General features: G+C 69.7%; 11 protein-coding genes. 7 read left to right on the forward strand and 4 right to left on the reverse strand.

All coding sequences use genetic code 11. From position 1 onward, the window contains the following. Positions 1-3: 3 nt before the first annotated feature. The 3 genes from V5E28_RS45905 (at position 4) to V5E28_RS45915 (ending at position 5,450) form a co-directional block, all read left to right on the forward strand. Positions 4-2,274 (forward strand): HAD-IC family P-type ATPase, encoded by a 2,271-nt coding sequence (locus V5E28_RS45905; protein WP_336216579.1) that lies wholly within the window; start codon positions 4-6, stop codon positions 2,272-2,274. Beyond that, complete coding sequence (argS, locus tag V5E28_RS45910; protein WP_336216580.1) at positions 2,271-3,998, forward strand: arginine--tRNA ligase; 1,728 nt, start codon at positions 2,271-2,273, stop codon at positions 3,996-3,998. Before V5E28_RS45905 ends, argS begins: the two co-directional genes overlap by 4 nt. A gap of 120 nt (positions 3,999-4,118) precedes the next feature. After that, the gene (locus V5E28_RS45915) at positions 4,119-5,450 is read left to right on the forward strand and encodes a hypothetical protein (protein WP_336216581.1); all 1,332 of its coding nucleotides are present in this window, start codon (positions 4,119-4,121) and stop codon (positions 5,448-5,450) included. Here V5E28_RS45915 and V5E28_RS45920 read toward each other — a convergent pair. Beyond that, complete coding sequence (locus tag V5E28_RS45920) at positions 5,447-5,830, reverse strand: cell division protein SepF (protein WP_336216582.1); 384 nt, start codon at positions 5,828-5,830, stop codon at positions 5,447-5,449. The genes V5E28_RS45915 and V5E28_RS45920 overlap by 4 nt on opposite strands. A gap of 166 nt (positions 5,831-5,996) precedes the next feature. Between V5E28_RS45920 and V5E28_RS45925 the strand changes: the two genes are divergently transcribed. After that, positions 5,997-6,761, forward strand: coding sequence for a PhzF family phenazine biosynthesis protein (locus tag V5E28_RS45925; protein WP_336216584.1), 765 nt, complete (start codon positions 5,997-5,999; stop codon positions 6,759-6,761). A 536-nt stretch (positions 6,762-7,297) separates the two neighbouring features. Here the strand turns inward: V5E28_RS45925 and sigJ are convergent. Then, positions 7,298-8,185, reverse strand: a complete 888-nt coding sequence (gene sigJ / locus V5E28_RS45930) for an RNA polymerase sigma factor SigJ (protein ID WP_336216586.1) — start codon at positions 8,183-8,185, stop codon at positions 7,298-7,300. 143 nt (positions 8,186-8,328) lie between these two features. Between sigJ and V5E28_RS45935 the strand changes: the two genes are divergently transcribed. From V5E28_RS45935 to V5E28_RS45945, 3 genes are all read left to right on the forward strand, one after another. After that, a complete protein-coding gene (locus tag V5E28_RS45935; RefSeq protein WP_336216587.1) occupies positions 8,329-9,477 on the forward strand; it encodes a serine hydrolase domain-containing protein in 1,149 nt (382 codons plus the stop codon). Positions 9,478-9,487: 10 nt separating this feature from the next. Beyond that, on the forward strand, positions 9,488-10,939 hold the full coding sequence (locus V5E28_RS45940; protein WP_336216589.1) for an MFS transporter: 1,452 nt from the start codon (positions 9,488-9,490) through the stop codon (positions 10,937-10,939). A gap of 86 nt (positions 10,940-11,025) precedes the next feature. Further along, positions 11,026-11,508, forward strand: coding sequence for a carboxymuconolactone decarboxylase family protein (locus tag V5E28_RS45945; protein ID WP_336216591.1), 483 nt, complete (start codon positions 11,026-11,028; stop codon positions 11,506-11,508). 503 nt (positions 11,509-12,011) lie between these two features. Here the strand turns inward: V5E28_RS45945 and V5E28_RS45950 are convergent. Both V5E28_RS45950 and V5E28_RS45955 read right to left on the reverse strand, forming a co-directional pair. After that, positions 12,012-12,863: a M23 family metallopeptidase gene (locus V5E28_RS45950; protein ID WP_336216593.1), complete on the reverse strand. Its 852-nt coding sequence runs from the start codon at positions 12,861-12,863 to the stop codon at positions 12,012-12,014. 290 nt (positions 12,864-13,153) lie between these two features. After that, on the reverse strand, positions 13,154-13,585 hold a 432-nt coding region (locus tag V5E28_RS45955), incomplete at its 5' end, for an ATP-binding protein (protein WP_336216595.1).

The following is a 13,585-nucleotide window of genomic DNA, read 5'->3' on the forward strand; positions in this document are numbered from 1 at the left end:
TGCGTGAATGGGCTGACTGCTGCGCAGGTCGCGGGGGCGAAGGCCAACCATGTGCCGCGCCGGTCGAGCAGGTCACTGAGCACGATCATCAGGGCGAACGTCCTGACGCTGTTCAACCTGGTCATCGGCCTGTTATGGGCGCTCATCCTGATCTTCGGGGAGTGGCAGGACGGCATGTTCGGCCTCATCATGGTGGCCAACGTGCTGATCGGAGTCGTACAGGAGCTGCGCGCCAAGCGCACCCTCGACAGGCTGGCCGTCATCGGCGAGAGCCCTGTCATGGTCCGGCGCGACGGCGAGGACCAGCAGATCCCGCCCCACCAGGTGGTGCAGGGGGAGCTGATCCTGCTCGGTCCCGGCGACCGCCTGCTGGTCGACGGCGAGCTGGTCGAGTCCGACGGGCTGGAGGTCGACGAGTCGCTGCTGACCGGCGAGGCCGATCCGGTGCGGAAGCGACCGGGCGACCAGGTGCTCTCGGGCAGCTTCGCCGTCGCCGGGACCGGCGCGTTCACCGCGACCGCCGTCGGCGCCGACGCCTACGCCGTACGGCTGGCCGAGGAGGCCGGCAGGTTCCAGCTGTCGCGATCGGAGCTGCGTGACGGCGTCGCCAGGTTCATCAGATACATCACCTGGCTGGTGATCCCGATCGGCGCCCTGCTCATGTACAGCCAGCTGCGCAACTCCGTGGACTTCGGCATCGCCATCACCGGCGCGGTCGCGGGCATCGTCACCATGATCCCCGAAGGGCTGGTGCTGATGACCTCGGTCGCCTTCGCCGTCGGGGTGGTACGGCTCGGCCGGCGGGGTTGCCTGGTCCAGGAGCTGCCCGCGATCGAGGGGCTGGCCAGGGTGGACATGCTCTGCCTCGACAAGACCGGCACGCTCACCGCCGGCGGCATGACGCTGGACCGGGTGCTACCGCTGCGCGACGGCCATCCGGTCGAGGAGGCGCTCGCCGCCCTGGCCGCCGCCGACGCCCGGCCCAACGCCACCGCCCAGGCCATCAGGGCGCGCTACCCGGCCCACCCGTGGCAGGCGATCGCCACCGTGCCGTTCTCGTCCGCCCGCAAGTGGAGCGGCGCCGACTTCGGACCGCACGGAACCTGGGTGCTGGGCGCCCCCGACGTCCTGTTACCTCCCGGCGCCGACGGCTACGACCAGGCCGCCGAGCTGGCCGCCACCGGTGCCCGCGTGCTGGCGCTGTGCCGTACGTCCAGCCTGGAGGCGGCGGAGGGCGTCGAGCCCGTCGCACTGATCACGCTGGAACAGCGCATCAGACCCGACGCCGAGGAGACGCTGCGCTACTTCGCCGGGCAGGGCGTCACCGTCAAGGTGTTCTCCGGCGACAGCCCCGGCGCCGTGTCCGCCATCGCCACCAGCCTGAACATCCCCGGCGGCGAGCACGCCGTCGACGCCCGCACGCTGCCCGACGACGAGGACCGGCTCGCCGAGCAGCTCGAAACCCATACCGTCTTCGGCCGCGTCACCCCTCAACAGAAGCGCCGGTTCGTCGGCGCGCTCCAGTCGCGAGGCCACACGGTGGCGATGACCGGCGACGGCGTCAACGACGTCCTCGCGCTGAAGGACGCCGACCTCGGCATCGCGATGGGCGCCGGCAGCCCCGCCACCAGGGCCGTCGCGCAGGTGGTGCTGCTGGACAACCGGTTCGCGACGCTGCCGCACGTGGTCGGCGAGGGCCGCAGGGTGCTGGCCAACATCGAACGGGTCTCCGGCCTGTTCCTCACCAAGACCTTCTACGCCATCGTGCTCTCGCTGATGACCGGTGTCGCGGGCATCATGTTCCCGTTCGCGCCGCGGCACTCGACCCTGGTGAACGCGGTGACCATCGGCATCCCCGCCCTGTTCCTGGCGCTGGCGCCGACGATGGAGCGAGCGCGGCCCGGGTTCGTGCCCAGGGTGCTCCGCCTGGCCGTGCCGGCCGGAGTCGTCTGCGCGATCGCCGTGCTGCTGGCGTACTGGGCGGCGCGCGGCGGCACTCTGGAGCAGGACCGCACCTCGGCGGTGCTCGCGCTCTTCCTCACCACCTGGTGGGTGCTCGTGCTGGTCGCCAGGCCGCTCAACCGGTGGCGGATCGCCCTGGTCGCCGCCATGGCCGCCCTGTTCGCGCTGGCCGTGGCGGTGCCCGCGGTCAGGGACCTGTTCGCGCTGCGGCCGGGTGACCTCGGCGACGGCATGACCGCCGTCGCCATCTCCGTGGTGGCTGTCGCGGCGATCAGCGTGACGGTCAAGCTCGCCGGTACCCTTAGACCATGACCGACCCGCAGATAGTGCTCACCGAGCGCGTCCAGCAGGCGCTGGCGTCCGCGTTCGGCTCCGAGCACGCCGACGCAGATCCGCTGATCCGGCCCTCCCAGTTCGCCGACTTCCAGGCGAACGTCGCGATGAGCCTGGCCAAGCGCCTGCGACGGTCCCCGCGGGAGGTCGCCGAGGCCATCAGAGCCGAGCTGACCGACTTCCCCGGCACGGTGGAGGTCAGCGGCCCCGGCTTCCTCAACATCACGCTCGACGACTCGTGGATCGCCGGCGAGTCCTCGCACATGCTCACCGACCCGCGCCTCGGCGTCGGCACCATCGCGCCCGCCCAGACCGTCGTCATCGACTACTCCGCGCCCAACGCGGCCAAGGAGATGCACGTCGGCCACCTGCGCACCACGATCGTCGGCGACTCGCTGGCCCGCGTGCACGAGCGCCTCGGCAACCATGTCATCAGGCAGAACCACCTGGGCGACTGGGGCACCCCGTTCGGCATGCTCATCGAGCACCTGCTCGACATCGGCGAGGAGGCCGCCGTCGCGCAGCTCGAAGCTGGCATGGGGACGGAGTACTACCAGGCGGCCCGCGCCAAGTTCGAGAGCGACGAGGGGTTCAAGCTGCGCGCCCGCACGCGGGTGACCACCCTCCAGTCGGGCGATCCCGAGACGCTCCGGCTCTGGCACGTCTTCATGGACGCCACGGTGCGCTACTTCAACAAGATCTACGCCATGCTCGGCGTCACCCTCACCGACGCCGACATCGCCGGCGAGAGCATGTACAACCCGATGCTCGAGAAGACCTGCCAGGACCTGGAGTCCGCCGGCGTCGCCCAGATCAGCGACGGTGCGCTGTGCGTCTTCCCGCCCGGCTTCACCGGCTCCGACGACCAGCCGCTGCCGCTGATCATCAGGAAGAGCGACGGCGGCTACGGCTACGCCTCCACCGACATGGCGGCCATCCGCTACCGGGTGCACGACCTCAAGTCCGACCGCATCCTCTACGTGGTGGGAGCCGACCAGGCACTGCACTTCCGCATGGTGTTCGCCGCGGGCAGGCTGGCGAGCTGGCTGCCCGAGACCGTCGACGCCGAGCATGTGCAGATCGGCATGATGCTGGGCAAGGACGGGCGCAGGTTCAAGACCCGCTCCGGCGAGTCGGTCAAGCTGATGGACCTGCTGCAGGAGGCTGTCGACCGCGCCTCGCAGCGCCTGGCCGACCGGGGCTACGACGAGGCCACCCGCGAGGAGATCGCGCACGCGGTCGGCATGGGCGCGGTGAAGTACGCCGACCTGTCGGTCAGTCACGACACCGAGTACGTCTTCGACTTCGACCGCATGCTGGAGTTCCACGGCAACACCGGCCCCTACATGCAGTACGCCACCGCCCGGATCCGGTCGATCTTCCGCAGGGCGGGTGTGGAGCCCTCGGCGGCCACCGGGACTATCGTGCCCGCCGAGCCGGCCGAGCGTGCGCTGGCGCTGCACCTGCTGGGCTTCGGCGAGGTCGTCGGCCAGGTCGCCACCCACTCCGAGCCGCACCGGCTGTCCGCGTTCCTGTTCGAGGCGGCCAGTCTGTTCAGCACCTTCTACGAGCAGTGTCCCGTGGTCAAGGAGGGCGTCGACGCCGAGACCAGGGCGCATCGGCTGGCGCTGTGCGCGCTGACGCTGCGTGTGCTGGAGTCCGGACTGGACCTTCTGGGCGTCCCGATTCCCGCCCGCATGTAACACGCACTTAGCGCAAAGTCCCCCGTTCCGTCATGGGCGCGCCTCCACCTCGAAGGCGCGCCCAGCGCGTTAGGCTTTACGCGGTCATGAACTGAGGCCGATACGGGGGAGTTCTCTGCCTTGAGCACGGATCTGACTGCGAGCCCCCAAGCAGCGACGGAGCTGCGTCGCTATGCCGAGGCACTGCTGTCGCACCTGGCGGCCAACGGCACCGCGCCCCCCTCCGCCCCCGGCTTCGCCGACATCCCCGGTCACTGGCTGCCGCCCGCCGTGGAGGCGCTGGTGGCGATTCTCGGCGGTGACGATCCGCTGGAGCCGCTCAGTAAGGCGGCCGGCCGCGACCAGCAGCGCACTGCGCTCTTCCTCTGCCTGGCGCTGGCCGTGGCGGGGCACGGCAGCCGGGTCCACGCCTCCTGGCTCGGCACCGCCTTCGGCGACCTGTCGCTCGACCACCCGGTCACCCACGGCCAGCGCTCCCTCTGGCTCGCCGCGGCCAGGGGAGCCTACGGCCCGGCCGGCAAGATCTTCGTGCTTCGCAAGCTCGACGCGCTGGCGGTGCAGGAGCACGCCGACCCGCGGCAGTGGGTGCAGGCTCTCGCCCCCGGCGAACCGTCGGTCGTGGTGCCCCTCTCGCTCACCGACTTCCCCGAGATGGCGGAGATCCCCGAGCTGGCCAGGCCCGCCCAGGCGGCCGCCCGGCTGGCCCGCCTACGCGCCCGCTGCGAGGAGATCACCTCGACGCGCCAAGCCGACCACGACTCCTCCACCCCGCTGACCAACTCGGCCGCCAGCCCCGCCACGGCATGGGCCGAGGACGAGCCGCTGGCCGTGCTGCGATCGCTGATCGGTCTGGGCACCCCTCCCGGGCCGCTGGCCTCGCTCAGCTCGCATCTCCTCGACGACCTGCGCCCCGGCTCCGACCCGCACCTGACCGCGATCGCCCTCCATGTGGCGGCGCCGATACTGCGCGGCGTCGCGGAGGAACTCGAGGCAGACACCCGGCTGGAGCCACCGGCCACGGTGACCCTGGCGCTGCTCGGCCACCACATCAAGCTGCATCCCGAGGGCCCCGACGAGGGCTCGTTCGCCGCCGCGGAGGCCGCGGTCGTCGTCTCCGGCACCACGCCGCGCCGCCCGCCCTGGGGCGCCGCGCTGCTGATCCTGGCCGGTGTGGCCTGCCTGGCCGGCGCCGTACTCGCCACCCCGCTGCTCGCCCTGGCGGGAGCCGCCCCGCTCGGGCTCGCCGGCTGGCTGCTCTGGCGACGTCGCATGGCGGTCGAATCCGACGCCCGCTACGTGGCAGCGCAGCTCAGCGAGCTGCGGGAGCTGGCCGACGGCGCGGTATGGGCGCTGCACGCCTACGCCCGCGAAGCCGAGGGCCGCGCAAAGCAGGCCGCCGACGACTCAGCCGAACTCACCCGGCTGATCCGTCGCGGCCCGCGCGCGGCCTAGCTCGTCTCGATCTCCACGTGAGCCGGCGCCAGCAGGAAGACACGGTCGGCGATGCGCTCGATCCGGCCCTCGCAGCCGTAAGCCAGCCCCGCCGCGAAGTCGACCATCCTGGTCGCCTCGGGCATCGGCATCCCCGTCACATCCATGATCACAGTCTGGCCGTCGCGGAAGTACTGGCCGATCAACGGTGCGTCGTTGTACTTCAACGGCTGGACCATCACGATGCGTGACGACTCGATGCTCGAGCGCCACCTCCGCGCCGCCCGCTCCGTCGCGGGCATGTACTCCTCTTCGTACTGCCCGTCGTCGTCGTAGCCCTCGTCGTAGTGGTCGATCCCGCCCAGGCCAAGGTAGCCCGCTACCTTACGCACTGCCCCCATCGGCTTGTCCTTTCCTCAGGAACTCACCGCAATCGGCACGTCCCGACACATTGGACGGTAACCGACGATTCCGCGTTCGCCATGCGACACGCCCAGCACTAATTCCATTTTGTACGGCTAGCGTCCTGGTTTCACCTCGATATCCGGCCCCGTATAGCATCGGCCCATGCGCCTGTTCATCGTGGACGCCTTCACCGACACAGCATTCAAGGGTAATCCCGCAGCCGTCTGCCTGCTGGAGGATCCGGTTCCCGACGAGTGGATGCAGGCGGTAGCCACAGAGCTGGGCCTGTCCGAGACCGCCTTCCTGCTGGGCGATTCGCTGCGCTGGTTCACCCCGAAGGTCGAGGTCACGCTGTGCGGCCACGCCACTCTGGCGACGGCCCACATCCTGTATTCGACAGGCGCGGCGACCGGTCCTGTCGAATTCGTCACGGCCGGCGGAACCCTCACGGTGAATCGCAACCTCGACGGCATGATCACGATGGATTTTCCGGCCAAGGAAGTGACACCCGCCACAGTTCCGGAGGGATTGGAAAAAGCGCTCGGCGCGACTGCGGTGCGGGTCGGAAGGAGCAACCTCGACCTGCTGGTGGAGCTCGATTCGGAAGACACGGTGCGATCCCTAGCGCCCGACATCACCGCTCTGGCGGCCGTGGACGCTCGGGGAATCATCGTCACGGCGGCCGGCTCGGCGACGGATTTCGTCTCCCGCTTCTTCGCGCCCAATGTCGGCGTGCCGGAGGATCCGGTGACGGGCTCGGCACACTGCGCCCTGTCCCCGTACTGGTCGGCCAGGCTGAGCAGGCGAACCCTGATCGGCGCACAGCTCTCGGCCCGGGGAGGCCGTGTCGAGGTGACGCTCGACGGCGACCGCGTCCATCTCGCGGGTCGCGCCGTCACCGTCCTCTCGGGCACCTTGCACATCTAGCCTCCCAGCAACCACTTGACTCCGTGGCTGCCCCGTAACGCACCGTGAATCACCTCAACACGCGTCACGATTCTGCATCGTTCCATGCCGGGGCGTGAAAGTGCAGACTTCTGCCCCTGTATCGGAACCCCAGACCGCTAGACGCGTGCCGGAACGGGGATGGATAGTCGTCATCGCCGCGCGGCGCCACCACGGCCGGCTCGGCCTCCACCTCCCGCGCGGCACGCACGGCCCCGGCCAGCCCTGCCGGTGGTGCTCGGGAACCGAGCCCTCCGGCTCGAGCACCACCGCCTTGCCGACGCCGTCCAGCCGGAGCAGGCAGTAGGACACGATGCCGCGCTCAAGGGCGATGGCGTAGTCGGTGAGGATCGCCGCGTAGGGGCCGGGCACTGCGACGGCCCGCGTCCGGGTGGTGTCTCCGGAAGTAGGTGGGAGCAGGGCGTCGAAAGCAGTTGACCTCTTCGAAAAGGCACTTTCATGCCCCTTCACCGGTGATCCGGTGCGCGTCGGCGATGGGGTGTCAACAGGGTCAGGTTTCACGGCTCCAGACGGGTGAGGTCGAGCTGGGCCAGCCGGTCGGGGTCGGACAGGATATCGATTGTGGCGATCCTTCCGTCGGAGATGGTGAAGCTCATGACGGAGATGAGCTGGTCGTCGATGGTGTTGACCAGGCCGGCGAGGCCGTTGACGAGCGCCGGGTGGGTGGCGGCGCTGGTAGCCATGCGCTGGAAGGTGGCGAGCTGTCCGGCCACGGCCGCCGCGCCACGGATGACCTTCATGCCGCCGGTGAGCATCCCGCCGTCGGCCCGCAGCACCACGTCGGGGTCGAGGATGGACACCAGCGCGGCGAAGTCGCCGCCGCGGGCGGCAGCGAGGAACGCGTCCACCACCCGGCGCTGATCGGCCAGATCGGGGTCGGGGTTCGGGACTGCGCCGCGGACGCGCTGGCGGGCGCGGCTGGCGAGCTTCTTGGCTGCCACGGGGGTGCGGTCCACGATGGGCGCGATCTGGTCGAACGGCAGGCCGAACATGTCATGGAGCACGAACGCCAGCCGTTCGGCCGGGGTCAGGGACTCCAGCACGACCAGCAGCGCCAGGCCCACCGAGTCGGCCAGCAGCACTTCCTGCTCCGGATCGGCGGCATCCGCACGGCTGATCACCGGATCGGGCAGGCGCTCCTCCAGTGACTCCTCACGCCGGAACTTGCGGGCGCGGAGCATGTCCAGGCACACCCGGCCGACCACGGTGGTCAGCCAGCCACCGAGATTGTCGATGTCACCCGAGTCCGAACGCGCCAGCCGCAGCCATGCCTCCTGTACCGCGTCCTCGGCCTCGCTCAGTGAGCCGAGCATGCGGTAGGCGACCGCCTTCAGATGGGGACGGTGCCCCTGGAACTGGTCGGCCAGAAAGTCATGGGGCGTCACGATCGCATTCCTCTCCATCGGCAAACGTCATACCGGTGACGCATCAAACCAGCCAAAGGTGACCGCGAACGCACCCGGTCACCTTTCCTCTGGACCATCCGTCATGCCGGCGACCAACACTCACTCACGAAGGGTTGCCGACGATGAGCAGGATGGATGTCCACGGAACGGTCGCGGACGGCTTCGAGCAGGTGCGCGAGGAGTTCGCCGCGGTGGTGGCCGAGCAGGACGGCCAGGTGGGCGCGCAGCTGACGGCCTACGCGCACGGCCGGCCGGTGGTGGACCTGTGGGCCGGGGACGAGGTGAGCGGCGACACGCTGACCGGCGTCTACTCCTCGACCAAGGGCGCCGCGACGCTGGTGGCGGCGCTGCTGGTGCAGGAGGGGGTCCTCGATCTCGACGAGCCGGTGGCCCGGCACTGGCCGGAGTTCGCCGCCGTCGGCAAGGACGGGATCACGCTGCGGGACGTGCTCACCCACCGCTCCGGCGTCATCGGCGTCGACGGCGGGCTGTCGGCGGCCGATCTCGCCGACGACGCGGTGATCGCGCGCCGCCTGGCCGGGCAGCGGCCGTACTGGCGCCCCGGGTCGGCCTACGGCTACGGCGGGTTCGTCACGTTCGCCATGGTGAACGAGGTGATCCGGCGGGTGACCGGGCAGTCGCTTCAGCAGGTCTACGACGAGCGCATCCGCCTCCCCTACGGGCTGGACCTCTACCTGGGGTTGCCCGAGGCCGAAGAGGAGAGGTTCCGGCCGATCCAGTGGTGGACGGCCACACCGGAGCAGGAGGCCGCGTTCTGGTCGAACGTGCCGGGCCCGTACAGCATCCTCGGCATCGGCTACGGGCTCAACAGCACGCCGCCGCTGGACCAGGTGGCCTTCGCCAACACCCGCACCGTCCGCGCCAACGGTCCGGCGTCGGCCGGCGGAGTGGGCAGCGCGCGCGGCCTGGCCGGCCTGTACGCGGCGGCCGTCTGGGGCATCGACGGACGCCCCCCGCTGCTCAAGCCGGACACCGTCGGCGAGTTCTCCATGCTGCATTCCACCGCTCGCGACCTGGTCCGCGGCGACCAGGGCAACTACGCGCTCGGGTTCCAGGCCAAGGGCTTGCAATATGCGTTCCTCAGCGCCAACGCGTTCGGCCACGACGGTTCGGCCGGCTCGGAGGCCTTCGCCGACCCGCGTAGCGGCATCGCCTTCGGCTACACCCGGCGCCGTTTCGGATTCGGCTGGTCCTACCCCGAGCACGACCGGCTCGCCGCTGCCGTTCACCGCGCCGCCACCGCCGCCTGAGGAGCTTCAGATGAGTACGCACACCGCCCCCCGTCCTGGGAGAAGCGGCCTGGCGCTGCTGGTGATCGCCGCCGCGCAGCTGCTGATGGTGATGGACGGCACCATCGTGACCGTGGGCCTGCCCGTCATCGGAACCGGGCTCGGCATCGCCGAGACCGACCTGGACTGGGTCCTCACCTCCTACGCCCTGGCCTTCGGCGGCCTGCTGCTGGCCGGCGGCCGCGCCGGCGACCTGTTCGGCCGGCGCAGGATGTTCCGCGCCGGACTGGTCGTCTTCCTGGCCGCCTCCCTGCTGGGCGGCGTGGCCGGTAACGGAACCGTGCTGATCGCCGCCCGAATCCTGCAGGGCGTCGGCGCCGCGATCGTCGCTCCGGCCGCGCTGTCCCTGCTTGCCGACACCTTCCCCCCCGGCCCGGAACGCAACAAGGCGCTCGGCGTGTACGGCGCGATGGGCGGCTTGGGCTCGGTTGTCGGCCTGCTGCTGGGCGGCGCGCTCACTGAGTACGTGGGCTGGCGCTGGATTATGTTCGTCAACATCCCCATCGCGCTCCTGGTCCTGGCCGGAACATTTGCCCTGGTGCCCGGCACCCGGGAGCGCGGCGGACTCGACCTGCCCGGCGCGGTCACCGTGACGCTCGCCCTCGGCTCGCTGGTGTACGCGATCAATCTGGCCGGCTCGCACGGCGTCGGCGACGGGCCCACCCTGACCTTCGGCGCGGTCGCCGTCGTGCTGCTCCTGGCGTTCCTGGCCATCCAGCGCACCGCGCGCAGCCCGATGCTGCCGTCAGGCGTGCTGGCCGCCCGCGGCAGGCTCGGCGCCAATCTGGTCATGCTGCTCATGGGCGCCGGGCAGCTGGCCACCTTCTACTTCCTCACCCTGTACATGCAGACGATCAAGCAGTACTCGCCCATGATCACCGGCCTGGCGTACCTGCCGTTCGCCATCGGCATCGGCATCGGCTCCGGTGTCATCGGCCCCAGGCTGCAGGCCCGCACCTCCACCCGGATCGTCCTGGCGACCGGGATGACGGTGGCCGCCGCGGCGATGGGCTGGTTCAGCCTGCTGACCCCGGACCAGAACCCCCTGTTCGTGCTCCTGCCCGCCGAGCTTGTCGGCGGCATCGGCCTGGGCATCGGCTTCGTCGCGGCCACCATCGGCGGCGTGCAGGGCGTCGCCCCGCACGCCTCAGGCATCGCCTCCGGCCTGATCAACACCAGCCAGCAGATCGGCGGCGCCCTCGGCCTGGCCCTCCTGGCAGGCATCGCCGTCACGGCCACAACGAGCCAACCGCAGGGCACACCCCTGCACGACGCGCTCACCAGCGGCTACACCGTCGGCATGCTCGGCGCGGGCGGCTTCTACCTGGCCGCGATCCTCACCGCCGTCCTCCTCCTGCGCCCTCGACCCACGAACCGGGACACCGAGCCCACACCGGAAACCCTCGGCAGCAAGCCCGGATGAAATCGACCGCCTCACCGGTCACCTTCGCCCCGTGCGATCCGTCAGAGCAGCGATCCACCACTTGAAACCCAGAAGGGAAACCCACCATGACCACTACCGAGTCGCGCCTGCCCAACCCCGCCGTGCTCGTCCCCGATCTCAAGGACATCGGCGGCGCCCTGTACAAGGCGACCGGGAACGGCACGATCCCGCAGACCACCATCAGCCTGGTACAGCTGCGCGCCGGTCAGATCGTCGGCAGCACGTACCTGACCGTCCTGCACACCGGCAACCTCCGCAAAGCCGGCGCCGCCGAGGAGAGCATCACCGCCGTAGCCTCCTGGCGGGACGCGCCCTACTTCACCGACGCCGAACGCGTCGCGCTGGAACTGGTCGAATCCGTGCTCACCCCGAACCCGTCCGGCGAGCGCGTCCCCGACGAGCTGTATGCCCGGGCGTCCGAGCAGTACGACGACAAGGCGCTCGCCACGCTCATCATGGCCATCGGCCAGGTCTCCTTCTTCCTCCCCCTGGCCCTCATCGGCAAGCCGCTGCCGGGTGTGTCGCCGGCGGAGCAGTGGAGGCAGTAGACACCCCGAGATGCTCAGGGCGGGCACACCACCGGGTCCGCCCTGAGCAGGGCCAGGCCGAAGCCGGCCAGGCTCGTCCGACACCCCGAGCCAGTGTCACGCGCTGTCGCTGGTGGTAGTGCTTGACGAGGTCGTCCCAGACCTGATCGGGGATGGCGTCGCCGGACTGGTCGTTCATGCGTGCGGTTGCTCGCTTAACCAGCTCGGCCCGCCGCTCGGCGGCCGCGTCGTCGTCGCTGACCGGCACGAACGCCGCCACGGTCTCCACCGCGGGCGGCCAACCTCTCGCGCGGCCACCTCCTCGATCGCCTTCCGCACCTCCACCAGCGACACCAGCCGCTCCTCGGTCGCCTCCGGGCCCGACGTGGCGCGGCTGTGGGGTGCTGCGGGTGCGGGGGTGGACACGATGGTCTCCACCCCCGCACGGGCTCAGCTGACGGCCAGCCGCAGTGCGTGCGGGGCGGACAGGATGGTCTCTACCCCCGCACGGGTTCGACTGGGGGTCAGCCGCAGTGCTCGAACTGGCTGTCGTACTTCGCCGAGCCGATGGCGCCGCCCCACTTGACGCACGTCCGGGGGGCCTTGGCCCGGACCGGGCCGGCGTAGTACTGGTAGGTGCCGGCGTCGGTAACACGCTTGCTGCCCTTGACCTCCAGATACGCCGTGGCGCTGACCTTGCCGGCGCCACTCTTGCGTACGGCGGTGACGCAGTTCTGGCCGGTGGCGTTGGAGTAGAGCAGGTAGACGGTGCCCTGGGAGCCGAGGGCGGCGGAGTCGACGCGCTTGAAGCCGGAGCCGCAGATCTGCTCCGGGCTGTAGCGAGGAGAGCCGGTGTTCGGATTGGCGGGCTCGGTGTTGGTGCCGCCGTCGCAGCCGTTGTTGGACTTGATCTTCTGGCCCGGATACTGGAAGCCGGCACCGTTGAAGGAGGCCCGGACGATCTTCCCGCTGGACGTACGCTGCTCGTAGTGCAGGTGGGCGGCCATCTTGTACTTGGCCGAGGTCTTCCCCAACTTGCCGATCTCCTGCCCCTGGCCGACGTTGGCCCCCACGGAGACGAGCCTCTTGTCCAAGTGGGCGTAGAGGGTGACGCTGCCGTCAGAGTGGCGGATCTTGATCACGTTGCCGAAGCCATCAGTGGTGCGGTACTCGGACATCACCACCTTGCCCGGAGCCGCGGCCACCACCGACCTGCCGAGATCGCGGTCTCCGTCGGTCGCGGTGCCGTTGAAGTCGATCTCATAGCCGGTGTGGGCGGAGCTGCCACTGCTGCCGACCCACGTCTCACCGCACGGGAAGGGAACCTGGTAACGAGGGGCGGCGGCACTCGCACTCGCTGTGCCGACAGTGCTCATACCGACCAAGGGGAGAACGGCGCCACAGAGGCCCGCGACAAGAATCTTCATCCGCATGAGGAAAGGCTGCCATCCCGATGATCGCAACGTCTAGATCATTCGTAGAGAGTTCACACAACCAGTCGATATTTGTCGATACCGTCGCCGATTTGGAACATATCGTGATTTACGGCTAGCGGAATGTGATGATCGACGCTCTCCACGCTTACTGTCAACGACGCTCGAATCCTGACCCCCTATCGACGTCTGAAAGTTGACCCCCTGGCGTTGATGTTGATTCTGGATTGTCGCTAATGGTCGTTGTTGGTCTCGGCTGCGGGGACGCGGCCGAGGTCGCGGTTCTTCAGGCGGTAGCTGTCTCCTTTCAGGCTGATGACCTCGGCGTGATGGACGAGGCGGTCGATCATGGCGGCGGCGACCACGTCGTCGCCGAACACCTCGCCCCACCGGCCGAAGGGCTTGTTGGAGGTGACGATCAGCGAGGCGCGTTCGTAGCGGCTGGAGACCAATTGGAAGAACAAGTTGGCGGCCTCGGGCTCGAACGGGATGTAGCCCACTTCATCGACGATCAGCACGGGGACGCGGGCCAGCTTGACCAGCTCGTCTTGAAGTCTGCCGGTGGCGTGGGCGGCGGCCAGGCGGTCGACCCATTGGGCGGCGGTGGCGAAGGCAACTCGGTGCCCGGCCTGGCAGGCGCGGATGCCCAGCCCGATCGACAAGTG

The sequence above is a fragment of the Nonomuraea sp. LPB2021202275-12-8 genome, from assembly GCF_037044575.1.
Taxonomy (GTDB): domain Bacteria; phylum Actinomycetota; class Actinomycetes; order Streptosporangiales; family Streptosporangiaceae; genus Nonomuraea.